General features: G+C 64.4%; 18 protein-coding genes and 1 pseudogene. 6 read left to right on the forward strand and 13 right to left on the reverse strand.

All coding sequences use genetic code 11. The features are described 5' to 3' along the window. Positions 1-115: 115 nt before the first annotated feature. From AC0L3X_RS37285 to ispH, 3 genes and pseudogenes are all read right to left on the reverse strand, one after another. Positions 116-361 (reverse strand): annotated as a pseudogene (locus tag AC0L3X_RS37285) (ROK family protein); the annotation flags it as partial. 68 nt (positions 362-429) lie between these two features. Next, positions 430-1,590: an adenosyl-hopene transferase HpnH gene (gene hpnH, locus AC0L3X_RS37290; RefSeq protein ID WP_063984632.1), complete on the reverse strand. Its 1,161-nt coding sequence runs from the start codon at positions 1,588-1,590 to the stop codon at positions 430-432. 35 nt (positions 1,591-1,625) lie between these two features. Further along, positions 1,626-2,552, reverse strand: coding sequence for a 4-hydroxy-3-methylbut-2-enyl diphosphate reductase (ispH, locus tag AC0L3X_RS37295; RefSeq protein ID WP_063984631.1), 927 nt, complete (start codon positions 2,550-2,552; stop codon positions 1,626-1,628). Positions 2,553-3,014: 462 nt separating this feature from the next. On the opposite strand from ispH, the gene hpnN reads away from it, so the two are divergent. Next, positions 3,015-5,603, forward strand: a complete 2,589-nt coding sequence (gene hpnN, locus AC0L3X_RS37300) for a hopanoid transporter HpnN (RefSeq protein WP_063984630.1) — start codon at positions 3,015-3,017, stop codon at positions 5,601-5,603. Here the strand turns inward: hpnN and AC0L3X_RS37305 are convergent. Next, positions 5,571-6,248: a DUF2147 domain-containing protein gene (locus AC0L3X_RS37305; protein ID WP_063984629.1), complete on the reverse strand. Its 678-nt coding sequence runs from the start codon at positions 6,246-6,248 to the stop codon at positions 5,571-5,573. The genes hpnN and AC0L3X_RS37305 overlap by 33 nt on opposite strands. 141 nt (positions 6,249-6,389) lie before the next feature. On the opposite strand from AC0L3X_RS37305, the gene hpnO reads away from it, so the two are divergent. Further along, positions 6,390-7,781: an aminobacteriohopanetriol synthase HpnO gene (gene hpnO / locus AC0L3X_RS37310; protein ID WP_028146959.1), complete on the forward strand. Its 1,392-nt coding sequence runs from the start codon at positions 6,390-6,392 to the stop codon at positions 7,779-7,781. A 113-nt stretch (positions 7,782-7,894) separates the two neighbouring features. Here hpnO and AC0L3X_RS37315 read toward each other — a convergent pair whose 3' ends face one another. The 6 genes from AC0L3X_RS37315 to AC0L3X_RS37340 form a co-directional block, all read right to left on the reverse strand. Further along, positions 7,895-8,662, reverse strand: coding sequence for an anti-sigma factor family protein (locus tag AC0L3X_RS37315; RefSeq protein ID WP_063984628.1), 768 nt, complete (start codon positions 8,660-8,662; stop codon positions 7,895-7,897). Next, positions 8,659-9,207, reverse strand: coding sequence for a sigma-70 family RNA polymerase sigma factor (locus tag AC0L3X_RS37320; protein WP_028146963.1), 549 nt, complete (start codon positions 9,205-9,207; stop codon positions 8,659-8,661). The genes AC0L3X_RS37315 and AC0L3X_RS37320 overlap by 4 nt, the downstream gene beginning before the upstream one ends. Before the next feature lie 142 nt (positions 9,208-9,349). Further along, positions 9,350-9,673, reverse strand: coding sequence for a cupredoxin domain-containing protein (locus AC0L3X_RS37325; RefSeq protein ID WP_028146964.1), 324 nt, complete (start codon positions 9,671-9,673; stop codon positions 9,350-9,352). Between the two features lie 39 nt (positions 9,674-9,712). Then, positions 9,713-10,654 carry a metallophosphoesterase family protein gene (locus tag AC0L3X_RS37330; RefSeq protein ID WP_063984627.1) on the reverse strand — a complete coding sequence of 314 codons (942 nt, stop codon included), beginning with the start codon at positions 10,652-10,654 and terminating at the stop codon, positions 9,713-9,715. Between the two features lie 263 nt (positions 10,655-10,917). Beyond that, the gene (locus AC0L3X_RS37335) at positions 10,918-11,799 is read right to left on the reverse strand and encodes an alpha/beta fold hydrolase (protein WP_063984626.1); all 882 of its coding nucleotides are present in this window, start codon (positions 11,797-11,799) and stop codon (positions 10,918-10,920) included. Between the two features lie 10 nt (positions 11,800-11,809). Continuing rightward, positions 11,810-13,429: a GMC family oxidoreductase gene (locus AC0L3X_RS37340; protein WP_063984625.1), complete on the reverse strand. Its 1,620-nt coding sequence runs from the start codon at positions 13,427-13,429 to the stop codon at positions 11,810-11,812. Between the two features lie 211 nt (positions 13,430-13,640). On the opposite strand from AC0L3X_RS37340, the gene AC0L3X_RS37345 reads away from it, so the two are divergent. After that, a complete protein-coding gene (locus AC0L3X_RS37345) occupies positions 13,641-14,813 on the forward strand; it encodes a M20 aminoacylase family protein (protein WP_063984624.1) in 1,173 nt (390 codons plus the stop codon). A gap of 71 nt (positions 14,814-14,884) precedes the next feature. On the opposite strand, the gene AC0L3X_RS37350 is transcribed toward AC0L3X_RS37345, so the two are convergent. The 3 genes from AC0L3X_RS37350 to AC0L3X_RS37360 all read right to left on the reverse strand — a co-directional run bounded on the left by AC0L3X_RS37350 (position 14,885) and on the right by AC0L3X_RS37360 (position 19,298). After that, on the reverse strand, positions 14,885-16,513 hold the full coding sequence (locus AC0L3X_RS37350) for an inorganic phosphate transporter (RefSeq protein ID WP_063984623.1): 1,629 nt from the start codon (positions 16,511-16,513) through the stop codon (positions 14,885-14,887). Between the two features lie 107 nt (positions 16,514-16,620). After that, positions 16,621-18,063, reverse strand: coding sequence for a UdgX family uracil-DNA binding protein (locus AC0L3X_RS37355; RefSeq protein ID WP_354095224.1), 1,443 nt, complete (start codon positions 18,061-18,063; stop codon positions 16,621-16,623). Further along, positions 18,063-19,298: a putative DNA modification/repair radical SAM protein gene (locus AC0L3X_RS37360; protein ID WP_231144422.1), complete on the reverse strand. Its 1,236-nt coding sequence runs from the start codon at positions 19,296-19,298 to the stop codon at positions 18,063-18,065. Before AC0L3X_RS37360 ends, AC0L3X_RS37355 begins: the two co-directional genes overlap by 1 nt. Positions 19,299-19,461: 163 nt before the next feature. Here AC0L3X_RS37360 and AC0L3X_RS37365 point away from each other — a divergent pair, with 163 nt between their 5' ends. The 3 genes from AC0L3X_RS37365 to AC0L3X_RS37375 are packed head-to-tail and all read left to right on the forward strand — an operon-like array spanning position 19,462 to position 25,104. Continuing rightward, on the forward strand, positions 19,462-20,244 hold the full coding sequence (locus AC0L3X_RS37365) for an ImuA family protein (protein ID WP_063984620.1): 783 nt from the start codon (positions 19,462-19,464) through the stop codon (positions 20,242-20,244). Beyond that, complete coding sequence (locus AC0L3X_RS37370) at positions 20,147-21,733, forward strand: Y-family DNA polymerase (protein ID WP_063984619.1); 1,587 nt, start codon at positions 20,147-20,149, stop codon at positions 21,731-21,733. Before AC0L3X_RS37365 ends, AC0L3X_RS37370 begins: the two co-directional genes overlap by 98 nt. Continuing rightward, positions 21,730-25,104, forward strand: coding sequence for an error-prone DNA polymerase (locus tag AC0L3X_RS37375; protein WP_063984618.1), 3,375 nt, complete (start codon positions 21,730-21,732; stop codon positions 25,102-25,104). Before AC0L3X_RS37370 ends, AC0L3X_RS37375 begins: the two co-directional genes overlap by 4 nt. Positions 25,105-25,245 lie beyond the last annotated feature (141 nt).

A 25,245-nucleotide genomic window follows, 5' to 3' on the forward strand; every position in this document is an offset into this window, starting at 1 on the left:
CCCTGCTGCGACCCCGTGGCGCCCTTGTCCCCCCGGGGGGCGGTTTCTTTTTTTATAAAAAAAAAATCGCCGGGGCCCATTTGGGCCCCGGGGCCTTTTGCGTTTTGGTGCCTACTCACTCGGTCGCCTCCATGCGGTTTCGGTCCACGACCCACAGCGTCCGTCGCATCATGCCTTCGACAATTGCCGCCGACTCGCTTGGAAGCAGATAGATCGCCGTGGACTTGAGCAGCCATGGCAACACCGCTTGCTCGAGCCGCTCCTCATAGGCGCGGCGCATCATGTCGAATGCCTGCAGGCCGGGTCCCGCCAGGATCACATGGTGTGGGCGCAGCACGGATATCGTTGCCGCGGGGCGTTCGCGCCGAAGATGAAAAGGCCCGGTCGCGGTGGCGACCGGGCCTTTTTCGTTCGTACCGACTCGCGTGCTTACGCGGCAGTCGAAGCCTTGCGGGCCGCCTTCTCCTGCGCCGCGGCCGCCTCGTCCTTGCGGATCTCCGACAGGCGCTTCTGCACTTCCGCCGAGAAGATGTACTGCGCCGGACGCTGCTTGGTCATGTCGATCTCGGGCGCCATCGGGCCCGTGGTCCTGATCCCGCGCAGCGACACCCACATCGCCTTCAGCGGGTGGCTGATGGCAGCGGTCGCAGCCGTCGGCTCGTAGCCGCAATGGGCCATACAGTCGGCGCACTTCTCGTACTTGCCGGTGCCGTAGGTTTCCCAATCGGTGGTGTCCATCAGCTCCTTGAAGGTCTTGGCATAGCCTTCACCGAGCAGATAGCAGGGCTTCTGCCAGCCGAAGATGTTGCGCGCGGGCATGCCCCACGGCGTGCACTCGTATTCCTGGTTGCCGGCGAGGAAGTCCAGGAACAGGCCGGAATGCATGAAGTTCCACTTCTTGCCCTTGCCCATCGCGAAGACGTCGCGGAACAGCTTCTTGGTCTTGGTGCGGTTGAGGAAGTGCTCCTGGTCCGGCGCACGCTCATACGCATAGCCCGGCGACATCGAGACGCCGACACCGAGCTCGACGGTGAGGTCGAGGAATTTCGCGATCTCCTCGGCCGGATGGCCGTCGAAGATGGTGGCGTTGACGTTGACGGTGAAGCCGCGCGCCTTGGCCGCCTTGATCGCGGAGACGGCGCGGTCGAACACGCCCTTCTGCGACACAGCCTTGTCGTGATGGTCCTTCAGGCCGTCGAGATGCACGGAGAAGAACAGGTACGGGGAGGGCGTGAACAGGTCGAGCTTCTTCTCGAGCAGCAGCGCGTTGGTGCAGAGCGAGACGAACTTCTTGCGTTCGACCAGGCCACGCACGATCTCGCCGATCTCCTTGTGGATCAGCGGCTCGCCGCCGGGAATGGCGACCATCGGCGCGCCGCACTCGTCGGCCGCGTCCCAGCACTCCTGGGCGGTCATGCGGCGGTTGAGGATCGCATCCGGATAATCGATCTTGCCGCAGCCGACGCAGGCGAGGTTGCAGCGGAACAGCGGCTCCAGCATCAGCACGAGCGGATAGCGCTTGCGGCCAAGCAGTTTCTGCTTGAGCAAATAGCCGCCGATACGCATTTCCTTGAAGAAGGGGATAGCCATTACAAGTTTCTTTCTGGGCTAGGAATTCGGGTGGGTCAGCTCGCAGCCAGTTCGGCCGGAAGCCGGAATTCGATGTTTTCCTCGCGGCCCGGCAGCACCGAGACCTTGACTGGTCCGATCCGCCGCATCGCTTCGATCACGTCATCCACGAGTACCTCAGGCGCCGAAGCGCCGGCCGTGACGCCGACGGTCTTGGCATCTTTCAACCACTCCGGATTGAGCGCGCTGCCGTCGGCAATCAAATAACTCGCGACGCCGGCCTCCGTGCCGATTTCGCGGAGCCGGTTCGAGTTCGAGCTATTGGCAGCGCCCACCACCAAGATCACGTCGACCAGCTTGCTCAAGTCCCTTACCGCAGATTGGCGGTTCTGTGTCGCATAGCAGATATCCCGGATATCCGGGCCTTGAATATCTGTAAAGCGGGCCTGGAGGGCCGCAATAATGTCCTTGGTGTCGTCGACCGACAGGGTGGTCTGGGTGATGTAGGCCACTGGCGTATCCGCCTGCAGCGTCAAGGCCTTAACCTCTTCAACGCTTTGGACAAGCAGCACCGGGGCGGGAACCTGGCCCATCGTGCCCTCGACCTCGGGGTGGCCGGCATGGCCGATCAGGATCAGGGTGCGGCCCCTGGAGATGTAGCGTTTCCCCTGATTGTGAACTTTCGTGACCAGGGGGCAGGTGGCATTGAGCACCGGAAGGTCGCGCGCGGCAGCCTCTTCCTCGACGCTGCGGGCGACGCCATGGGCACTGAAAACGGTCACGGCTTTCGGCGGAACCTCGGACAGTTCCTCGACGAAGATCGCGCCCTTGTTCTTCAGGCTCTCGACCACGTACTTGTTGTGCACGATCTCGTGGCGCACGTAGACGGGCGGGCCGTACTTCTCCAGCGCCCGTTCCACGATCTCGATCGCACGCACCACGCCCGCGCAAAAGCCGCGCGGCTGCGCTAGATAAACTTCCATAGGACGCCCATCACGCAATTTGCACCAATCCGCTTCTCAAGTCCCCGGCGGCACTTCGATACTGTCCAATGAGTTGCAATAACCGCACCATTGGTTTCGCGCACGCGGTAACCGCCCACCCTACTTGGGCCCCGGCGCATGGAGGCACAGCACTTTGTGTCAAAAAATCGGCAAAAAGGAAAGACCGGATGAAACCCTGGTTCCGTTACCGTGCGCATCCGCGGTATTATAATAGGGCATGCGCTCTGAGCAAAATGGCGACATTTGTGCTCACCGCTTCGCCACTTTCCCGCCTCAAGTCACCGGCTATACCGACCGCCCCGCATGATTTTGCCTAGGTCTGTCGCCGTTTACCTCGAACCTTCGTGCGGCGAGAACCACTCAAAACAGCAATAGGTTTCGCCGGGGAACTCCGATAAACAGCGGGCGTTTCCGGCAAGCTGTTAACCGCAGAAAGAAAAGATGCTGCAAAGCGTAGTCGTTGCCATCGTCAGGGCCTGCACCCGGTTTGCCTCCCTCGTCGTCGTTCTCGGGCTCCTGCTTTCGGTCGGGGCGGGCTATTACACGTCTAAGCATTTCGCCATCAACACCGACATCAATTCGCTGATTGCCCAGAATTTGGACTGGCGCCAGCGCGACCAGCAGTTCGACCGTGCCTTCGACCGCGACGCGACGATTCTCGCGGTCGTCGAGGCCAGGACGCCGGAGATGGCGACCGCGGCAGCGGATGCGCTCTTCGCCAAGCTGAAGGACAACAAGACCGACTTCCAGTCGATGCAGCAGCTCGGCACCGGCGAGTTCTTTGAGAAGAACGGCTTGCTGTTCCTGCCGACCGAAGAGGTCGGCAAGATCACCAGCCAGTTCGAATCCGCAGCGCCCCTGGTCGAGATCATGGCCGGTGATCCCTCGATCCGCGGCCTGACCGGCGCGCTGGAGACGGGACTTGCCGGCGTCAAGCGCGGCCAGGTCAAGCTCGACAATACCGCGCGGCCCTTCAATCAGATCGCGCAAACGGTCGAGACCGTGCTCAACAAGGGCAAAGCGAGCTTCTCCTGGCGTGAGCTCGTCAGCGACGAGCCGCTGACGGATTCCGATAAGCGCGCCTTCATCGAGTTCAAGCCGATCCTGGACTACAACGCGCTGGAGCCCGGCAAGGGCGCCACCGACGCGATCCGCAAGGCGGCAGTTGATCTGGATTTTGCGAACAAGTACCAGGCACGAGTGCGACTGACCGGTCCGGTCCCGATCGCCAACGAGGAATACGCCACCGTCCAGGAAGGCGCCGTCGTCAACGGCGTCGGGACTGTGCTGGTCGTGCTGCTCATCCTGTGGATGGCGCTGCACTCGTCGAAGATCATTTTCGCGGTGTTCGTCAATCTCTTCGTCGGCCTTGCGCTGACGACCGCTGCCGGCCTGATGATGGTCGGCTCGTTCAATTTGCTGTCGATCGCGTTCGCCGTACTGTTCGTGGGACTGGGCGTCGATTTTGGTATCCAGTACAGCGTCCGCTACCGCTCGGAGCGCTACAAGCACAACGATCTCTCCGGCGCGCTGGTGCTTGCCGCCAAGCGCTCCGCGGTGCCGCTGTCGCTGGCGGCAATGGCGACCGCCGCCGGCTTCCTCTGTTTCCTGCCCACCGATTACAAGGGCATCTCCGAGCTCGGCCAGATCGCCGGCGTCGGCATGCTGGTGGCGTTCCTCTCCAGCATCACCGTACTGCCCGCAATGCTGAAGCTGTTGAACCCGCCCGGTGAGCAGGAGCCCGTCGGTTATGCCTTCCTGGCGCCGCTCGATTACTTTCTGGAGAAGCACCGTGTGCTGGTCGTGGGCGGCACGTTGCTGCTGGCGCTCGCCGGTCTGCCGCTGCTCTACTTCCTGAAGTTCGACTTCAACCCGATGAACCTGCGCAACCCGAAGGCCGAGTCGATCGCGACCTTCCTCGATTTGCGCAAGGATCCGAACACCGGCGCCAATGCCATCAACGTGATGACCACGTCCGAGGAGCAGGCGAGGCAGGTCGAGGCGAAGCTGGAGAAGGTGCCGGAGGTGCTGCGCGTGATGTCGCTCGACAGCTTCGTGCCGACCGACCAGGCGCCAAAGCTGAAGCTGCTCGCGCAGGGCGCCAAGGTGCTCAACCCCGCGCTCAATCCTGACCAGGTCGACGCTGCGCCAACGGACAAGGAAAACGTCGAGGCGTTGAAATCCTCGGTCGACAATCTGCGCCGGACCGCCGGTGACACGAAGGGCCCGGGCGCCGTCGCCTCGCGCCGGCTGGCGGACGCGCTCGAAAAGCTCGCCAATGGCGACGAGGCCACGCGGAACAAGGCGCAGGACGTGTTCGTCACGCCGCTGAAGATCGCGTTCGGCCAGCTCAGGAACGCGATGCAGGCCGGGCCGGTCACCCTGGCCTCACTGCCCCCCGAGCTCGTCAGCGCCTGGAAGAGCAAGGACGGGATCATCCGCGTCGAGGCGCAGCCGAAGGGCGATCCCAATGACAACGACACGCTGCGCAAATTTGCAGCCGCCGTGCTCGCTGCCGAGCCGACCGCGATCGGCGGGCCGGTCTCGATCCTGAAATCCGGTGACACCGTGGTGAAGGCGTTCATCCACGCCGGCATCTACGCGCTGCTGGTGATCGGCCTGTTGCTTTGGATCACGCTGCGGCGGTTCGTCGACGTGCTGATGACGCTGGTGCCGCTGCTGGTCGCCGGCGCGGTTACGCTCGAAATCTGCGTGTTGATCGGCCTGCCGCTCAACTTCGCCAACATCGTCGCGTTCCCGCTGCTGCTCGGCGTCGGCGTCGCCTTCAAGATCTATTATGTCGTGGCCTGGCGCTCTGGCAGGACAAACCTTCTGCAGACCAGCCTGACGCGCGCAATCTTTTTCAGCGCGCTGACGACGGCGACCGCGTTCGGCAGCCTGTGGCTGTCGAGCCACCCCGGAACGTCCAGCATGGGCAAGCTGCTCGCACTCTCGCTGGTGACGACGCTTGCCGCAGTGCTGCTGTTCCAGCCGGCCCTAATGGGCAAACCCCGCAATCTCAGGGAGTAGGCAGATGTCGCCGACCGGGTCGGCGGCGTTCTTCTGACCGGGCTTGGCGGTGGTAGCGGTCTTCTGGGCTGCGGGGGCAGGGGCCGGCGCTGGGGCGCTGGCGCCGGTCGTGCCGCCTGTTGTCGGGCCGCCTGTGGTGCCGCCGTTGTTGCCTTGGACTTTCGGCGCCGCGCCGGTGGGCTTTGGCGCGCCCTTGGCCATGGCGTTGGCGGTGCTCAAAGGAATCGGCGGGGCGACGCGGGTCCAGGTCTCGCCGCCGCAGAGGAAGCCCATCACGCAGCCCTTGATTTCGAGCTGGTCGGTGCCGACGGTCGTGATGGTTGCGCTGTAGAGCTGGCCGTCCTTGGCGTTGTAGACCTGCCCTTCCCACTGATCGACGCCGGGCTTCTTCTTCATGTCGATCAGGGTCGCCATGCCCAGCGTCGGCCTGGTCTTTTTCGACGCATCCGGATTGTATTCATCGCGGCCGCCGGGCTGCTTTTCCCAGGAAACCGCGCCCCACATGCTGCCATTGCATTGGGCGACACGAATGTTGGCGACGGCGTCGGCGACCCGCCAGTCGCCGGTGGGATCGGCGGCGAGCGCGGGTGTCAGGCAGGTGTAACCACCAGCCAGTATTAGTCCGGTGTAAAGGGCTAAACGCATGATAGTTCCTTGGCAGTGCAACATGGTTTAAAGCTGTGCTTGCGAAGATGGTCCGAAAAAGGGCAAAAGGCCGCACAGACCGTTTTCGGTAACGGTCCCTTTTCAGTTGACGAGCCGGCCCTCAAGCGAAGTATGTAGCGGATGCACAGCCCAAATCCAGACATGTCTCAGCTATTCGCGGACCGTCAGGCCCAGCGCAGCACCCTGCATAATCGGTATCTGAACGAGCAGTTCGTTCGGGTTCTCAAGACCATCGGCTACGATGTCGGCTTCCAGAAGGGGCAGGGGCAGTACCTCTACGATCGCGAGGGGGCGCGCTATCTCGACCTGCTGTCCGGCTTTGGCGTGTTCGCGATCGGGCGCAATCACCCCGTCATGCGCGAGGCGCTCAAGAGCGTGCTCGATGCCGACCTGCCCAATCTGGTCCAGTTCGACGTCTCGGTGCTCGCCGGCGTGCTCGCCGAGCGGCTGCTGAAATACGTCCCCTATCTCGACAAGGCGTTCTTCGCCAATTCCGGCGCCGAATGCGTCGAAGCGGCAATCAAGTTCGCGCGCGGCGCCACCGGCCGTCCCGGCATCGTCTATTGCGCCCACGGCTATCATGGCCTGACCTACGGCGCGCTGTCGCTGACAGGTGATTCGAACTTCCGCACCGGCTTCGAGCCGCTGCTGCCCGGCTGCACCTCAATTCCGTTCAACGACCTCGCCGCGCTCGAAAAGGCGCTGGCCTCGCGCGAGGTCGCGGCCTTCGTCGTCGAGCCGATCCAGGGCAAGGGCGTCAACATGCCCACCGACGAGTTCCTGCCGGGCGCTGCCGCGCTCTGCAAGAAATACGGCACGCTGTTCGTCGCCGACGAGATCCAGACCGGCATGGGCCGCACCGGCCGATTCCTGGCGGTCGAGCACTGGAACGTCGAGCCCGACATGGTGCTGCTGTCGAAGTCGCTGTCCGGCGGCCACGTGCCGGTCGGTGCCGTGCTGACGCGCAAGAGCATCTTCGACAAGATCTTCAACCAGATGGACCGCGCGGTGGTGCACGGCTCCACCTTCTCCAAGAACGATCTGGCGATGGCCGCGGGCATCGCGACGCTCGACGTCATGGAGTCCGAGAAGCTGATCGAGTCCGCCGCCAAGCGCGGCGCCGAGCTGCGCCTGGCGCTGACGCGCATGGTGCCCGGCTACGAGCTGATGAAGGAAGTGCGCGGCAAGGGCCTGATGATCGGCGTCGAGTTCGGCCCGCCGAAGTCGCTGCGGCTCCGGGCGTCCTGGAACGTGCTGGAAGCTGCCAACAAGGGCCTGTTCTGCCAGCTCATCACCGTGCCGCTGTTCAAGGACCACAAGATCCTCACGCAGGTCGCCGGTCACGGCAGCCACACCATCAAGCTGCTGCCGCCGCTCACCATCACCGAGGAAGACTGCGGCTGGATCGAGCGCGCCTTCGACGACGTCATCGCCGGCAGTCACAAGGTCCCCGGCGCGATCTGGTCGCTCGGCAAGACGCTGGTGGACAACGCGGTGCGGCGGTCGGCGTAAATTCGCCGATCTATCTCAGCAATCGTCATTGCGAGCGAAGCGAAGCAATCCAGTATCCCTCTGCGGATGCGGGCTGGATTGCTTCGCTCCGCTCGCAATGACGCTGGTTTCAGTTACCCCTCCACATTCGCCTTCATCGCCGCCTCGAACTTGTCGACGAATTCGGCGAGCTCGTCGGCGCCGATATCGCTGACGGCCCAGAAGTTCAGGCCGCGATTGCCCCAGCGGCGGCAGTTGAAGCCCTGCATGGTCTCGGTCTTCGGCGCGCGATATTCCGCGTTCGATGTCTGCGATACGAACAAATTGATCACGTGCTGCCGGCGCTTGTAGACGACGGCGCCGATGGCGCGGGCGTCGATATAGTCGAGCCGGCCGCCGACCAGCGTGAAGCCTTGCGCGGTGAGATCGATCACGGGCGGGGCGACGTCGAGCTTGCCGTTGAACCACGGCTTCACGGTGTGCTGGTCGGTGGAAACCACGTCGATGAGGTGGCCGGCTTGAAGCGAGCGCAGATGCGCGGAGACGACCTCCGACAGGATGCGCTGCTGGTCGTCCTGGCGCAGCACCACGGCGACGACGCCGGAGGCGGCGAGCGCGGAGACGGCAGAGCCCATCGCAAAGCCGCGCAGCACGGAGCGGCGGGTCGGTTGCCGGCGCTGCGGCTGTGGCAGCGAGGCTTCGATCCGGGCGCGCAGGCTAGCCGGCGCAGCATAGCGCAAATCGGTGTCGGCGAGCACGCGCTGCATCTCGCGTTGTGCGGCAAACTCCGCGGCGCAGTCCGGGCAACTGGCAATGTGGGCTTCGACCTCGCGCGCGTGGCCAGCATCGAGCTCGTTGTCGAGCAGCGCGTGAAGCAGGATTTTTGCTTCGTCGCAGGTCATCGAGAGTGCTCCTCTTCCGCCGTCCAGGCCGCGCGCAGCATGGCGCGGGCGCGGGCGAGGCGGGACATCACGGTGCCGACGGGGGCGCCGACGGCCTCGGCGATTTCACGATAGGACAGGTTGTTGATCTCCCGCAGCACGAATGTTTCCTTGAACGGTTCGGCGAGCGCGTCGATCAGCTTGCGGATGGCGCCGGCATCGCGGCTGCGCAGCACTTCGGTCTCGGGGCTCGCCTCGCTCTCCTGCCAGATCGGCGTCTGCTCGGCGGCGCCGGGCGTATCCTCGATCGCGCTGGGCCTGTGCGCGCGCCGCGCGTATTCGGCGTTGCAGACGTTGCGCAGGATCGCGAACAGCCAGGGCTTCATCGCCGGTCCGCGATAGCTGTCGAAGTGCTTCAGCGCGCGGAGATAGCACTCCTGCACCGCGTCCTCGGCATCAGAGGCATCGCGCAGCAGATAGCGCGCGAGCGTGTAGACGTCGTCGAGATAGGGCAGCGCGGCTTCGCGGAAGCGCTGCGCCTTCTGCAAATCGTCGTTGGCGGGCATCGCTCCTCGCTTTGCCTCTTGTTCTGCGCGTCGCGTTGTTTCGTCCCTGTTTGTTTCGTCCCCGTGTGTGACGGAAGGCACACGAGCCCGGCCGGCGTGGGACCACCGGCCGGGCAAGACGTTGATGCCTTGGTTTGAGACGTTACTCAACCTTGATCATCCCCGTCATGTGCGGGTGCAACGAACAAAAATATTTGTAGTCGCCCGCATTGGTGAAGGTGAACGAGAACTTGTCGTCGGTGTCCAGGGCCTTGGACCTGAACTTGCCGGCCGACACCACGGTGTGGGGGATGTCGTCCCGGTTGGTCCAGGTCACGGTGGTGCCGAGCTTGATCTTCAACTCGGCCGGCTGGAAAACGAAATTGTCGATATGCACTTCCATGTCGTCGGCACGGGCCGTCGTTGCGGGCAACAGGATGGCCGCGACCACGGCGACACCGAAGTCGCGGCGATTGAGTGTTTTCATTGTCAGCTTCCGTTCAGCCTTTTTCCGTTCAATCTTGGATCAACCCTGCAGTGGCGTGTCGATGATCGCGAGCCGCTGCTCGTTCTGCTTGAAGTTGATGCTGGCGACGCCGAGCATGCCGCGCAGCTTTGCGTCCTCGACCTTCATTGGTCCGGGCGAGGGCGCGGTCCCCGGCGCGGGCTGCGGGAACGCAGTCGAGCGCGCGGTGTGGAAAGTGACGTTGCCCTCGACCTTCTGCATCACCTGATGGATATGGCCGTTCAGCACGGTGACGGAGCCGAAGCCTTTCACGTGTTCCAGCGCGCGGCCGCCGTCCTCGGTGCCCCAGCCCCATTCGGGATAGACCGTCCAAAGCGGGATATGCGCGAACAGCACGATCGGCGTCGATTTCGACTTGCCGCGCAGATCGTCCTCGAGCCAGGCGAGTTGCTCGGCGCCGAGATTGCCGAGACCGCCGCCCTTGAGGTCGACGACGTTGACGAGGCCGATGAAGTGTACGCCGCCGGCGTCGAACGAATACCAGCCTGCACCCTTGGTGCCGCGGCCGTAACGCTCGCGATAGAATTTCACCTCCTCGTCGAGAAAGTCATGCTCGCCAGGCACGTAGTGCACGTCGAGCTTGCTCTGCGAGATGATGCGGTCGGCATTGTCGAACTCGGCGGCCTTCGACAGGTGCGTGATGTCGCCGGTGTGGATCATGAAGGAGGGTTTTGCCGGCATTGCGTTGATCTTGTTGATGGCCTCCTCCAGCGTGCCGAGCGCGTTGGGGTTCGCCGGCTTGTCGAAGCCGACATGGCTGTCGCTGATCTGGAGGAAGGTCATGCCGGGCGCGGCCGCGGTCGCGGCCTGCGCGGAATCGATGATGCCGAGCGAGCGCGGCACGCCGCCCGTGATGGTCCAGAGCACCCCGGTGCCGGCCCAGGTCATGCATTCCAGCACCTTGCGGCGGCTGACGCCGTCCCCGTGATCGTGTCCGCTCATCGCACGTCTCCACTTCGCCCGGAATTGGGCTTCGGGGAGGTGATTGGGGGAGGGGGAGACTTATTCCCGGATGCGATGACGTTTTCGTGAGGTGGTAGGGTCTCGTGTCCCGGACGCGGTGCAGCGCCCAAAAGCGCGTTCACGCGCGTCTTCGACGCGCTATGGCGGTGCGCCGCAGAGCCGGGACCCACGCGGCTCGGGTTGTCTGGGCCCCGGCTCTGCGCAGCAGCGTTGCACGCTGCAGCGCGTCCGGGGCGCGAGACTTATTTCGCGAATTCCCGCACGGCGGCTACCACGCGTTCCGGCACTTCCTGCGCCACGCAGTGCCCGGCACCCTCAAAGACCATCGTGCTGACACGCGGAATCAGCGACACGGCGCGTCGCGCCATCTCCTTGTAGATCGGCCCCGACTTCGCGGCGGTCGCGACGCGGACGGGGCATTCGATCTCGGCGAGCCCTGCAAACGGGTTGCCGCGGGCATCGCCGACATAGACCTGCTCCATCGCCTCGTAGATCGGACGCAGGATTGCGAATTCGATCTCGGGCGTGCAGCAAAGCCGAACCCGGCCATTCTCCAGCGGTACGAAGCCGTGTTGGACATAGGCCCGGAGCGAGGTCTCGGTCCAATCGGCAAACGCCGGCGCAGCGCGGTAGCGCTCGAACACGGTGTCGGCACTGTCGAACTCGGCCCGCCGGCGCAGCGTGCCCTGGACGCGAGCGAGGGACTCTTCGTTCAATCCCCCGGGCCGCGCCGCGCGCGGGTCCATCACGGTCGGCTCCATCACGAACAGGCGTGTGAAGCGTCCGGGCCGAAGTTTCGTCGCGAGCAGAAGATCGGTCGCGCCGGCGCTGTGGCCGATGCCATAGACGTCGCGCAGATCGAGCGCATCGATCACCCGGCAGACATCCTCGGCATAATCAAGGAAATGATAGGCATCGGGCTTGTGGCTCGCGCCGTGGCCGCGGCGGTCGAGCGCATAGACGGTGTAGCTCGATGCAAGCTCGCGCGCGACCTCGTCCCAGACGTCGGCGACGAAACCGGTGCCGTGCACGAGCAGCGCGGGCGGCCTCCCGCTCTCGCCCCATTGCAGCATGGCGATCTCTGTGTCGGCCGGGCCGATTGAAAAGAGATGCGGGCTGATCATGGTTGGGGCGCTACTTCGCATCCTCCAAAATCATCGTCGCACCCTTCTCGGCGATCATCGCGGTCGGCGTGTTGGTATTGCCTGACGTTATCGTCGGCATGATCGACGCGTCGATAATGCGCAGGCCGCTCAGGCCGTAGAAACGCAGCCGCTCGTCCACCACCGCCATCGGATCATTCGCCGCGCCCATCTTCGCGGTGCCGACGGGATGGAAGATGGTGGTGCCGATGTCGCCGGCGGCCTTGGCGAGCGAGGCATCGTCGTCGCCGACGGTGGGGCCGGGCAGATATTCGCTCGGGCGATATTTGGCGAGCGCCTTCTGCTGCATCAGTCGCCGCGTGGTCCGGATGGCGTCGGCGCCGACCTGGCGGTCGTCGTCGGTCGACAAATAGTTCGGCGCAATGATCGGCTTCTCGTCCGCGCTCGCCGAGCGCAGCCGCACCGTGCCGCGCGAGGTCGGCTGCAGATTGCAGGCGCTCACCGTGATCGCGGGGAAGCGGTGCAGGGGATCACCGAACTTGTCGAGCGACAGCGGCTGCACGTGGAACTGGATGTTGGCGCGGGCGCGCGTCGCGTCGGAGCGGGTGAAGATACCGAGCTGCGACGGCGCCATGGTCAGCGGTCCGCGACGGCGGAAGGCGTAGTCGAGCCCCATCAGGCCACGGCGGAACAAATTGTAGTAGGTCTCGTTCAGCGTGCGCACGCCCTCGACCTTGTAGATCGCGCGCTGCTGGAGGTGGTCCTGGAGGTTGCGACCGATTCCGGGCTTGTCCATCACGATGTCGATGCCGAGCGGCGACAGCCAGTCGGCGGGACCAATGCCGGAGCGATGCAGCACCTGCACCGAGCCGATGGAGCCTGCCGAGAGGATCACCTCGCGCTTGGCACGCGCCTCGATGACCTCGCCATTCTGGATGAAGCGCACGCCGACGGCGCGGCCCTGCTCGATGATGAGACGGTCGACCAGCACGTTCTTCTCGAGCCGCAGGTTGGGACGGTTCAGCGCCGGCTTGAGGAAGCCCCGTGCGGACGACCAGCGCCGACCGCGCTTCTGGTTGACGTGGAAATAGCTGGTGCCTTCGTTGTCGCCGGTGTTGAAATCGGGAATGCGCTTGATGCCCATCTCCTCGGCGGCGTCGCCGACGGCGTCGAGAACGGCCCATGACAGCCGTGGCGCCTCGATGCGCCAGCCGCCGCCGGTGCCATGATGCTCGCTCGCACCGAGGAAGTGATCTTCGAGTTTCTTGAACAGCGGCAGCACGTCGTCATAACCCCAACCGGTCATGCCGAGCTGGCGCCAGTGGTCGTAATCGGCGGCCTGTCCGCGCATCGAGATCATGGCGTTGATCGCCGAAGAGCCGCCGATCACCTTGCCGCGGGGATAGGCCAGCGAGCGGCCGTTCAGGCCCGGCTCCGCCTCGGTCTTGAACATCCAGTCCGAGCGCGGATTGCCGATCGCGAAGAGATAGCCGACCGGAATGTGGAACCAGATCCAGTTGTCGTCGCCGCCGGCTTCGAGAATGAGGACGCGATTCCCTGATACGGCCGAGAGGCGGTTGGCGATGATGCAGCCGGCCGTGCCGGCTCCGACGACAATGTAGTCAAACTCACCTTCGAGGCGCCTCGGCATTCTGCTTCCACCCAAACAGGCGTCATGCCCGGGCTTGTCCGGGGCATCCACGCGCTTTCCGTCCTAATAGTCAGACGTGGATGGCCAAGACAAGCTGGTGACAAGCCCGGCCATGACGAGAGCACAGGGGACCCTCGATCCACGGGAGTTAGGTGGACTGGTGCTTGCATGGTAGACAGTCCTGTATTCCCAACAAGGCTTGAGACCCTCCATGCCCATCGTGAACCGCGTCGCCGACCTCCAACCCGATATTCAGGCCTGGCGCCGGGACATCCACCAGCATCCGGAGCTGCTGTACGATGTTCACCGCACCGCAGCATTCGTTGCGGACCGGCTGCGCGAGTTCGGCTGCGACGAGGTTGTGACCGGCCTCGGGCAGACCGGCGTGGTCGGCGTGATCAAGGGCAGCAAGCCGGCCGGCGACGGGCTCAAGGTGATCGGCATGCGTGCCGACATGGACGCGCTGCCCGTCGACGAGCAGACCAACCTGCCTTACGCCTCCAAGACTCCGGGCAAGATGCACGCCTGTGGCCATGACGGCCACACCGCGATGCTGCTCGGTGCGGCCCGCTACCTCGCCGAGACCCGCAACTTCGCCGGCGATGCTGTGGTGATCTTCCAGCCTGCCGAGGAGGGCGGCGCCGGCGGCGCGGCCATGGTCAAGGACGGCCTGATGGAGCGCTTCGGCATCGAGCAGGTCTACGGCATGCACAACGGCCCGGGCATCCCGATCGGCTCGTTCGCGATCCGGCCGGGCCCGATCATGGCGGCGACCGACGAGGTCGACATCATGATCGAGGGCCTCGGCGGCCATGCCGCGCGTCCGCACAAGTGCATCGATTCCGTGCTGGTCGGCGCGCAGGTGATCACCGCGCTGCAGTCGATCGTCGCCCGCAGCGTCGATCCGCTGGAATCGGCCGTGATCTCGATCTGCGAATTCCACGCCGGCAATGCCCGCAACGTCATTCCGCAGACTGCGACGTTGAGGGGCACCATCCGCACGTTGTCGCCGGAGGTGCGCAAGCTGGTCGAGAAGCGCGTGCACGAAGTGGTGGCGGGCGTGGCGCAGATCACCGGTGCCAAGATCGACCTGCACTACAAGCGCAACTACCCTGTCGTGAACAACCACGCCGCGGAGACCGAGGTGGCGCGGCGCATCGCCAGGAACGTTGCCGGCGAGGCCAATGTGCACGAGATGCCGCCGCTGATGGGCGGCGAGGATTTCGCCTACATGCTGGAAGCGCGGCCCGGCGCGTTCATCTTCTGCGGCAACGGCGACAGCGCCGGTCTGCATCACCCCGCCTACAATTTCAACGACGAGGCGATCGTGTTCGGTACGTCCTATTGGGTCAAGCTGGTCGAGGAGTCGCTCGCGGCGTCTTAACGCCGAACCGAAGCACAAACGAAGAGGGCCCGTGCATCGCACGGGCCCTTTGTCTTTGCGGAATGATCGGCTCAGAAAATCTGCGAGAAGATCACATACAGCGTGGCCGACAGCGCGATCGCGCAGGGCAGCGTCAGCACCCAGGCCATCAGCAGGTTGCGGATGGTCGCCATCTGCAGGCCCGAGCCGTTCGCGGCCATGGTGCCGGCGACGCCGGACGACAGCACGTGGGTGGTCGAGACCGGCAGGCCGAACACGTCGGCGGCGCCGATCGTGGCGGCGGCGACCAGCTCGGCGGAGGCGCCCTGTGCGTAGGTGAGATGGGTCTTGCCGATCTTCTCACCGACGGTGACGACGATGCGCTTCCAGCCGACCATGGTGCCGAGGCCGAGCGCGATGGCGACGGCGACCTTCACCCAGGTCGGGATGAACTTCGTGGCGCTATCGAGGCCGCCCTTGTAGGCGTTCAAGGTCGCGACCTCTTCCTTGTTGAGGTCGTTTTCCTTGTCCTTCATCAGGAAGCGGATCGCTTCCGAGGTCAGGTACATGTCGTTACGGGTGTTGCCGACCACTTCCGCCGGTACCTTGTTGAGCGAGCCGTACTTCGCGACCTGGTCGCCGACATCCTTCACCAGCACCGACAGCGAGGGGTAGGTGCCTTCGCTGATGTGGTGCGAGGTGATGTACTGCGTCACCGCAGGACGGGGATCGCCGATGATCGAGTGACCGGCGCCCTTGGCCGCGATCACCTTGGAGGCTGCGTCCGAGACCTTCTGGAACTGGGCGACCTGGCTCTCCGGCAGCGCGCGGTTAAGCGCGTAAGCGGTCGGCACGGTGCCGATCAGGATCAGCATGATCAGGCCCATGCCCTTCTGGCCGTCGTTCGAGCCGTGGGCGAAGCTGACGCCGGTGCAGGTTGCGATCAGCAGGCCGCGGATCCACAGCGGCGGCGCCTTGTTGCCTTCGGGCGCGGCATAGAGCGCAGGGTTGCGCACGATGAACTTGAGCAGCAGCAGCAGCACGGCGGCGCAGATGAAACCGAACAGCGGCGACAGCAGCAGCGCGTAGCCGATCTCGGTGGCCTTGCTCCAGTCGACGCCCGAGGTGCCGTCGCGGCCGCGCATGACGGCATTGGCGATGCCGACGCCGATGATCGAGCCGATCAGCGTGTGCGAGGAGGAGGCGGGCAGGCCGAAATACCAGGTACCGAGGTTCCAGATGATCGCGGCGATCAAGAGTGCGAACACCATGGCGAAGCCGGCGCTGGAGCCGACCTGGAGGATCAGCTCGACCGGCAGCAGCGAGACGATGCCGAACGCGACCGCGCCGGAGGACAGCAGCACGCCGAGGAAGTTGAAGAAGCCCGACCACATCACCGCGAATTCAGCCGGCAGCGAATGGGTGTAGATCACGGTCGCCACCGCGTTGGCGGTGTCGTGGAAGCCGTTGACGAATTCGAAGCCGAGCGCGATCAGCAGCGCGACGAACAAGAGGATGTAGGGCAGGAAGGTCGTCACCTTCGTGCCGGTCGCGTTGACGTCGACATAGATGCTGTAGGCAACGAACAGCAGGCCTGCGGCAAGGATGCCGAAGAACAGGATCATCGTGAGCGGGTTAAAACCCTTGTCGAGATTTGGCCTGGAAGCCGGCTGGACAGGCGTCGGATCGCCTACCGCACGGTCGAATGCAACATCTGTCATTTTTGGACGCCCCTTAACTAATTTGAAGGGCTATTGTCCGCGATGGATTTGAAGGCTGGATGACAGCTGCGTCGTAAAGTCGCTTTCCCTCCAGTATTTGCCAGTATTTAGGCGGCGCGTGCGGCTTTCTTCTGCAAGCCGGCGGCAATCTTCAGGTCTTCGACAAAGCGCTGATATTCCAGCACTTTGGCTTCCGGATCGGGCAGTCGGAGCAGATAGGACGGGTGCACCGTCACCAGCGCCTTGCGGCCGTCGGGCAGGTCTATGAGCCGGCCACGGGTCTTGCCGATCGGGATGATCTTGCCGAACACGCTTTGCGCGGCGGTGGCGCCCATTGCCACGATGAGCTCGGGCTGGATTGCCGAAACTTCCCGCTCGTACCATTGCCGGCACGCCCGGATCTCCGGCGTCGCCGGCTTCTGGTGCAGACGGATCTTTCCGCGCGGCACGAATTTGAAGTGCTTGACCGCGTTGGTGACGTAGACCTTGTTGCGGTCGACGCCGGCTTCCTGAAGCGCACGGTCGAGCATCTGGCCGGCCGGGCCGACGAAGGGGTGGCCGGCGAGGTCTTCCTTGTCGCCGGGCTGCTCGCCGACCAGCATGATGGTCGCGTCTTTCGGGCCCTCGCCGAACACGGTCTGCGTCGCGTCCTTGTAGAGCGGGCAGGCGCGGCAATGCGCGGCCTCCTCGCGGAGCGCTTCGAGATCGTCGGCAGCCAGCTTGCGTGGCATCGGAGCCTCCGGCCGCTTCTGGGGCTTGTGCGGATCGGTTGCGGCATTGGCGATCATGGCGCCGGTCATGCGCTCGGCGTCCTCGATCAAGGGCTTAATGATCGACGCCTCGGGCAGGTTCCTCCAGTATTTCTTCGGCATCTCCGTCTGCATTGCCTTCACCTTCAGCCGCGCCGGATTGAAGATGCTGGCGTAGTAGCGCCGCCAGGTTTCCTCCAACCGGTCTTCGCCGGGTGCTTCGTTCTTGCTCACGCCCGACGTGAACGAGAGCGCGTGGCCGTCCCAATGCGCACACAGATCGGGTGTCAGGATCGACCAGGGCATGTCGGCGAAGCGCTTGGCAAAGAACGGCGCGGCAAGCTCGACGATGTGATGCTCCGGCTCGAACCAGGCGACGTAATGCGCCGCGCGCTCGCGTCCGATCTCGCGGAAGCGCACGAAGGCATGCATCTTGTGCTCGTCGCGATGGACTGCTCTTGCCATGGCGGTGACTTGCGCGACATCGGGATCGGTCGCGACCTCGATGAGATCGTGATTGTCTTTCAAGCGCCAGAGCAGGCGATAGAGGATCGCAAAGCGCTCGCCGTCGCGATGCAGGATCGCGGCCTTGGCGAGCTCGACGAATTTTGCCGAGACGTTGAAGGTGCCGTCGTTCACCTCAAATATCGGAGACGGCGCGGGCGGTGCGAACAGCTCGGCTTCGCCGCCTTGTACGGTCCAGGTGGCATCGGTTGGCGGCACATGATGCAGCACGAGCGACCGCGCGGCTTTGCGCCAGCCGTCGAAATCGGTTTCGGTGTCGAGGGTGATGTACTGCATCAGAAGCCAAACCCCAGTTGTGTTGCCTTCGGCTTGAACCGTTCGATCAGCCGCGCCTCGTCGAGGCGGTGCGGCGCGGGGCGGTGATCGCTGAGGACGATGAAAGGCAGCGCCTTGTTGCGGGGCACGTGCAGCCGCGCGAGATCGGAGAGGCGGATCGTGGTGGTGCGCCGGGTCGCGATGATGCGTTCGACCGCCTTGGTGCCGAAGCCGGGCACGCGCAACAGCTCCTCGCGGCTGGCGCGGTTGACGTCGAGCGGGAAGCGGTCGCGATGGCGCAGCGCCCAGGCGAGCTTCGGATCGATGTCGAGCGGCAGCATCGCGTTGTCATCGACGATCTCCGCAACGTCGAAACCGTAGAACCGCATCAGCCAGTCGGCCTGGTAGAGCCGGTGCTCGCGCAGCAGCGGCGGCTGTACCAGAGGCAAAGCGCGGCTGGCATCGGGGATCGGGCTGAAGGCGGAGTAATAGACGCGCCGCAGCCTGTAGGAGCCATAGAGATTGGAGCTGGTGTGGAGAATGGTGTGATCGGAGGCCGCGTCGGCGCCGACGATCATCTGCGTGCTCTGTCCGGCGGGCGCGAAGCGCTGCGGCCTCGCCTTCGTCTTTGTGCTGCGGTTTTCCTCAGCCTCGTCGAGCTTCAGCCGCAGCCGGCCCATGGTGCGGCGGATCGCGCGCACATCCTTTTCCGGTGCGTATTGCTGCAGGCTCGTCTCCTCAGGCATCTCGATGTTGATGGAGAGGCGATCTGCATATTTGCCGGCTTCCGCGATCAGCGCGTCGTCGGCCTCGGGAATGGTCTTGAGATGGATGTAGCCGCGAAAGTGATGCTCCTCGCGCAGTTTGCGCGCGACGCTGACCACCTGCTCCATGGTGTAGTCGGGGCTGCGGATGATGCCGGAGGAGAGAAACAAGCCCTCGATGTAATTGCGCCGGTAGAAGTCGAGCGTGAGCTTGACCACTTCGTCGATGGTGAAGCGGGCACGCGGCACGTTGGAAGAGGCGCGGTTGACGCAATAAAGGCAGTTGTAATTGCAGGCGTTGGTCAGGAGCACTTTGAGCAGCGAGATGCAGCGTCCGTCCGGCGCGTAGGAATGGCAGATGCCCATGCCCGGTGCGGTCGAGCCCATGCCCTTGCCGTCGCTGGAATCCCGCTTCTCGGTGCCGCTGGAGGCGCACGACGCATCGTATTTGGCGGCATCAGCCAGAATCTCCAGCTTGCGTTGTACGTCCATCGTGGAATCCCTTTGATTCAGCTTACGAATCCGGATGAGCACCAATTCGATTGACTCCCCGGCCGCTGTTAGCTTTATATTAGAACATATCATGAACAAATGAGCCAGCCGCAGGTTCTTATTTTTGAGAACCTCGGCAATCACCTCTGAAGGAGCGGCGTATATGAGCGGCGCACGGATGAACGCGCTTGCGACCTTGCGCGGCCAGATCGAGCGCATCGAGACGGCGGAGGTCGTGCATCAGCACGATCGCGTCGCGCTCGGCCACGACGAGGTCGACAGCGCGCTGAAGGGCGGGCTCGCGCGCGCGGTGATCCACGAGGTGTTTTGCGAGGGCCGGCAGGGAACCGCCGCGACGGGTTTTGTCATGGGGCTTGCGGGGCGTGTCTCGCGGCGCCGGCCGCTGCTGTGGGTGCGGCAGGATTTTTCGGAACTCGAGACCGGCGCGCTGTCGATGAGCGGGCTTGCCGAGATCGGTCTCGATCCGCGCCGCGTGGTGATGGTGCGCGCCGCCGATGTCGAGAGCGCGTTGCGGACCTCGGCCGATGCGCTCGCCTGCGACGCGCTTGGCGCCGTCGTGCTCGAGCTCTGGGGTGAGACGCGGCAGTTCGATCTCGTGGCGAGCCGTAAGCTGACACTGGCCGCGCAATCGTCCGGTGTCACCGGCCTGATGTTGCGGATGGCCGCGCAGCCGCTGCCCTCGACCGCGGAGACGCGATGGATGCTGCGCGCGGCGCATTCGCCGCCGGGCCCGGCATGGAGTGCCTGGGGCGCGCCGCGCTTCGATGCCGAGCTCTTGCGCAATCGTCATGGCCCCTGCGGCCGGTGGATCATGGAATGGAAATGTGATGAGTGCCAGTTCTCTGAACCGTCGACGTATCCTCAGCCTGTGGCTGCCACGCCTGCCCATCGATCGGATTCAGCGGTTCTTCGGCGCGCTGGGTAAGACCAATGATCCGAGCATCGTCGTCATCAAGGACAACAATGCGCTGGTGATCCATGCGCTGGACGAAGCCGCCGAGCGCCTCGGCTTGCACATCGGCCAGCCCCTGGCCAATGCACGGGCGATGTGTCCGGACTTGAAAGTGTTCGACGCCGATGTCGTGGCCGATGCGAAGACGCTCAGCGACGTCGCCGACTGGTGCGATCGCTTCACGCCGCTGGTGGCGCTCGATCCGCCGCACGGGCTGTTTCTGGACATCACCGGCTGCGCGCATCTGTTCGGCGGCGAGGCTGCGTTGTTGCAGACCTTCGTCCGCGGGCTCGCCCGTCAGGGTTTTGCCGTCAGCGCGGCGATCGCCGGCACCTCGGTCTGCGCGCGCACGCTGACGCGGCAGGCCTCCGGCACCATCGTCGCCGATGGCGGGGAGGCGGCGGCGGTCAGCCGGCTGCCGGTGTCCGCGCTCGGTGCGGGCGAGGCCATCACCACGGGCCTGCGTCGCGCCGGCCTGAAAACCATCGGCGATGTCGCCTCGCGCGAGCCGCATGAGATCACGGCGCGGTTCGGCGCGCGGTTCTCCACGCTGCTCGCGCATGCGCAGGGGCATGGCGATGCCCCGATCAATCCGCGCAAACCGCTGCCGGATTACATCGTGGAGAAGCGCTTTGCCGAACCGATCGCCACCGACACCATGATCGCGATGACGCTGTCGCGGCTGGCCGACACGCTGATCGCGTCCATGGAGAAGCAGGGCAAGGGTGCGCGGCGCCTGGAAGCCGCCTTCTTTCGCACCGACGGCGTGGTGCGCGCGATCATGGTCGAGACCGGGCGGCCGGTCACGCAAAGCAAAGTCATCGACCGGCTGTTCCGCGAGCGCCTCGATGCGCTCGCCGATCCGCTGGATCCCGGCTTCGGTTTCGACATGGTACGACTGTCGGCAAGCCGCACCGAGATCGTGGTGCAGGAGCAGCGCGATCTCGACGCCCATGTCCATGACAATGACGAGCTCGCCGCGCTGATCGACCGCATCGCCGCGCGCATCGGCGGAAAGCGCGTCGTCGTGCATTTGCCTGAGGATACCCATATCCCGGAATGTGCGGTGCTGGCCGCGCCTGCCCAGCACCATCTCGCCGTGGCCATGCAGGCCGAATGGCCGGCGCGCGCCGAGAGCGAGCCGCCGCTGCGCCCCCTGCGGCTGTTCGACAGACCGGAGCCGATCAAGGTGCCGTTCGCGACCGTGCCCGACGGCCCGCCGCATCAGTTCACCTGGCGGCGCGCGCTGCATGCGGTGGTGCGGGTGGAAGGGCCCGAGCGCATCGCGATGGAATGGTGGCGGCAGGACGGCAAGCAATTGACGCGGGATTATTTCCGCATCGAGGATGCCGAAGGCCTGCGCTTCTGGATCTTTCGCGACGGTCTTTACGAAGGAGAGGTGTTCGACGACGAAGGTAAACCCATTCCCCCCAACTGGTATGTGCACGGTCTCTTCGCATGAACACGCCCGCTTATGCCGAGATCGGCATCACCACCAACTTCTCCTTCCTGCGCGGCGGCTCGGATCCGCGCGCCTATGTGCATCAGGCGAGCATCCTCGGCATTCCCGTGATCGGCATTGCCGACCACAACACGCTCGCCGGCGTCGTGCGCGCCTACAAGGAGCTCGACAATGACAAGGTGCTGCACAAGCCGAAATTGCTGATCGGCGCGCGCATCGTTTTCATCGACGGAACGCCCGACATTTTTGTCTATCCGCGCGACCGCGCCGCCTATGGCCGGCTGTGCCAGCTCCTCACCAGGGGCAAGCGCGGCGACGACATCACGCGGATCGAGAAGGGCGAATGCCATCTCACTTTTGTCGACCTTCTTGAGTTTTCCGAGGGCCAGCTCCTGGTCCTGACGCTGCCGCATCGCTTCGAGCCCGCGCAGGCGCTGGATGTTCTCGCCAAGCTTAAGGACAGCCGCGCCGAGGGCGTGTGGCTGGCGGCGAGCCTGGTCTATCGCGGCGACGACCGCCGCCGCCTGGCGCGGCTCGATGATCTCGCCGCCAAAGCAAACGTGCCGCTGCTCGCAACCAACGAGGTGCTCTATCACCATCCCGGCCGCCGCCCGCTCCAGGACGTGCTCACCTGCATCCGGGAAAAGACCACGATCGAGGCGGTCGGACGGAAGCTCGAAGCCAATGCCGAGCGCTTCCTGAAGACGCCACGCGAAATGTCGCGGCTGTTCCGAGATTTTCCCGAGGCGATCGCGGAGACCATGCGCTTTGCGGGCAAGATCGATTTCACGCTCGACCAACTCAAATACCAGTATCCGGACGAACCTGTGCCGCGGGGCAAGACCGCGCAGGGGCATCTGGAGGATCTGACCTGGGCGGGCGTGCAGACATATTTCGGCGGCAACATCGATGACAAGCTTCGCGCGACCCTGAAGAAAGAGCTCGCGCTGATCGCAGAGCTGAAATACGCGCACTACTTCCTCACCGTGCACGACATCGTGCATTATGCGCGCAGCCAGAACATCCTGTGCCAGGGGCGGGGATCGGCGGCGAACTCAGCGGTCTGCTACGTGCTCGGCATCACCTCCGTTAATCCGACCAGCGTCGATCTCCTGTTCGAGCGCTTCATCTCCAAGGAGCGGCTGGAGCCGCCTGACATCGACGTCGATTTCGAGCATTCGCGGCGCGAGGAGGTGATGCAATATGTCTATCGCCGCTACGGCCGCCACCGCGCCGCGATCATCGCCACGATCATCCATTACCGCCCGCGCAGCGCCATCCGTGACGTCGGCAAGGCGCTGGGCCTGACCGAGGACGTCACCGCTGCGCTTGCCGACACCGTCTGGGGAAGCTGGGGCAAGGGCCTCAACGACATGCAGGTCAGGCAGGCCGGGCTCGATCCCAACAATCCCATGATCAACCTCGCGGTCGAGCTCGCGACCGAGCTGATCGAATTCCCGCGCCATCTCTCCCAGCATGTCGGGGGCTATGTACTGACGCAGGACCGGCTCGACACCTATGTGCCGATCGGCAACGCCGCGATGGACGACCGCACCTTCATCGAATGGGACAAGGACGACGTCGACGCGCTCAACATGATGAAGGTCGACGTGCTCGCGCTGGGCATGCTGACCTGCATCCGGAAATGTTTTGATTTGATCGACCACCACAAGGGCAAGCGCTGGGTGCTGGCGAGTGTCCCTCAGGACGATCCCAAGGTTTACGACATGCTGTGTGCTGGGGAATCCCTCGGCGTGTTCCAGGTCGAGAGCCGCGCCCAGATGAACATGTTGCCGCGGTTGAAGCCGCGGACCTTCTACGACCTTGTCATCGAAGTCGCGATCGTGCGGCCGGGGCCAATCCAGGGCGACATGGTGCATCCCTATTTGCGACGGCGTAACGGGATCGAGAAAGTGACCTATCCCTCGCCATCGCCCGAGCATGGTCCCGCGGATGAACTCTACAAGGTGCTGCACAAGACGAAGGGCGTGCCGCTGTTTCAGGAACAGGCCATGCGAATCGCGATCGAAGCAGCAAAGTTCACCTCCGAGGAGGCTAACGGCCTGCGCCGCTCAATGGCGACCTTCCGCAATGTCGGCACCATCGGCCAATACGAGGAGAAGCTGATCGGCAACATGGTCGCGCGCGGCTACGATCCCAACTTCGCCAGAAGCTGCTTTGACCAGATCAAGGGCTTTGGCTCCTACGGTTTTCCAGAGAGCCATGCCGCGAGCTTTGCTCAGCTCGTCTACATCTCGTCATGGCTGAAATATCATCACCCCGATGCGTTCTGTTGCGGCCTGTTGAACTCGCAGCCCATGGGCTTTTACGCGCCGGCGCAGATCGTCGGCGACGCCCGCAAGAACGGCGTCGAGGTGCGCGACATCGACGTATCCTGCAGCTTTGCGCAAAACACGCTGGAGAACACCGACGGCAAATACTGCGCCGTGCGCCTGGGCTTCCGTCAGATCGACGGCTTTCACTGGCTCGATCCCGATGAGGAGTTGCTCAAAGAGGCGCAGGCGAAACGGCAAGGCAAGGTCTACGTCACTCAGAAAGACTGGGCCGACCTGATCATCGACGCCCGCAACAGCGGTCCCTTCACCTCGCTCGAAGACTTCGCCCGCGACACCGGGCTGCCCAAGCGTGCGCTGATCCTGCTCGCGGATGCCGACGCGTTCCGCTCGCTCGGCCTCGACCGCCGCGAGGCGCTGTGGCAGGTGCGGCGGCTGCCCGACGACGTGTCGCTGCCGCTGTTCGAGGCCGCGACCGCGCGCGAGCAGCCGGACGAGCACGCAAAACCGTTGCCGGAGATGCCGCGGGCCGAGCAGGTGGTCGCGGACTACCAGACCATCCGGCTATCGCTGAAGGGCCATCCGATGGAATTTTTGCGCGAGATGTTTTCGCGCGAGCGTGTGGTGGCCTGCAGGGACGTCAGCCATGAGAACGAGCGGCGCCGCGTCCGCTGCGCCGGCGTGGTGCTGGTGCGGCAGCGGCCGGGCAGCGCCAGCGGCGTCGTGTTCATGACGCTGGAGGACGAGACCGGCATCGCGAATGTCGTGGTGTGGCCCAAGATCATGGAGCAGTACCGCAAGGAGGTGATGGGCGCGCGCCTCATCCTGGTCGAGGGCTATATCCAGAGCAGCCCCGAAAAGGTGACGCATCTCATCGCCCAGCGCATGGTCGACCGCTCGCACGATCTGGTCGGCCTCGCCAACGACGCGCTGAGCCGCAAGCATCCGGTGCCGGCAGGCGCCGATCTGATCGAGCCCCTCAACGACGATCCCGGGGCCCACGCGGATATGCCGGCGCAAAAAATCCGTCACCCCCGCAACGTCCGCATCCTGCCGCCATCGCGGGATTTTCATTGAGAATGTGACGCAGAATGTCGCCACACCGTCATTGCGAGCGCAGCGAAACAATCCAGACAGCCACCCGAGGAAATACAGATGGTTTGTTTGCGGGGCGGGCCAATAACCGCCGGTTTTGGCCGGGCCGGGGGGCCGCGGGGG

This window comes from Bradyrhizobium sp. MI1.7, from assembly GCF_055811795.1.

Bases quoted from the DNA above. Each gene is read 5' to 3' on its own strand.
- AC0L3X_RS37305 (WP_063984629.1), bottom strand. From the start codon at position 6,248: ATGCGTTTAGCCCTTTACACCGGACTAATACTGGCTGGTGGTTACACC.
- AC0L3X_RS37370 (WP_063984619.1), top strand. From the start codon at position 20,147: ATGAGTGCCAGTTCTCTGAACCGTCGACGTATCCTCAGCCTGTGGCTG.
- AC0L3X_RS37345 (WP_063984624.1), top strand. From the start codon at position 13,641: ATGCCCATCGTGAACCGCGTCGCCGACCTCCAACCCGATATTCAGGCC.
- AC0L3X_RS37330 (WP_063984627.1), bottom strand. From the start codon at position 10,654: ATGAGCGGACACGATCACGGGGACGGCGTCAGCCGCCGCAAGGTGCTG.
- hpnN (WP_063984630.1), top strand. From the start codon at position 3,015: ATGCTGCAAAGCGTAGTCGTTGCCATCGTCAGGGCCTGCACCCGGTTT.
- AC0L3X_RS37325 (WP_028146964.1), bottom strand. From the start codon at position 9,673: ATGAAAACACTCAATCGCCGCGACTTCGGTGTCGCCGTGGTCGCGGCC.
- AC0L3X_RS37335 (WP_063984626.1), bottom strand. From the start codon at position 11,799: ATGATCAGCCCGCATCTCTTTTCAATCGGCCCGGCCGACACAGAGATC.
- AC0L3X_RS37355 (WP_354095224.1), bottom strand. From the start codon at position 18,063: ATGCAGTACATCACCCTCGACACCGAAACCGATTTCGACGGCTGGCGC.
- AC0L3X_RS37350 (WP_063984623.1), bottom strand. From the start codon at position 16,513: ATGACAGATGTTGCATTCGACCGTGCGGTAGGCGATCCGACGCCTGTC.
- AC0L3X_RS37315 (WP_063984628.1), bottom strand. From the start codon at position 8,662: ATGACCTGCGACGAAGCAAAAATCCTGCTTCACGCGCTGCTCGACAAC.
- hpnH (WP_063984632.1), bottom strand. From the start codon at position 1,590: ATGGCTATCCCCTTCTTCAAGGAAATGCGTATCGGCGGCTATTTGCTC.
- AC0L3X_RS37320 (WP_028146963.1), bottom strand. From the start codon at position 9,207: ATGCCCGCCAACGACGATTTGCAGAAGGCGCAGCGCTTCCGCGAAGCC.
- ispH (WP_063984631.1), bottom strand. From the start codon at position 2,552: ATGGAAGTTTATCTAGCGCAGCCGCGCGGCTTTTGCGCGGGCGTGGTG.
- AC0L3X_RS37365 (WP_063984620.1), top strand. From the start codon at position 19,462: ATGAGCGGCGCACGGATGAACGCGCTTGCGACCTTGCGCGGCCAGATC.
- AC0L3X_RS37340 (WP_063984625.1), bottom strand. From the start codon at position 13,429: ATGCCGAGGCGCCTCGAAGGTGAGTTTGACTACATTGTCGTCGGAGCC.
- AC0L3X_RS37360 (WP_231144422.1), bottom strand. From the start codon at position 19,298: ATGGACGTACAACGCAAGCTGGAGATTCTGGCTGATGCCGCCAAATAC.
- hpnO (WP_028146959.1), top strand. From the start codon at position 6,390: ATGCACAGCCCAAATCCAGACATGTCTCAGCTATTCGCGGACCGTCAG.
- AC0L3X_RS37375 (WP_063984618.1), top strand. From the start codon at position 21,730: ATGAACACGCCCGCTTATGCCGAGATCGGCATCACCACCAACTTCTCC.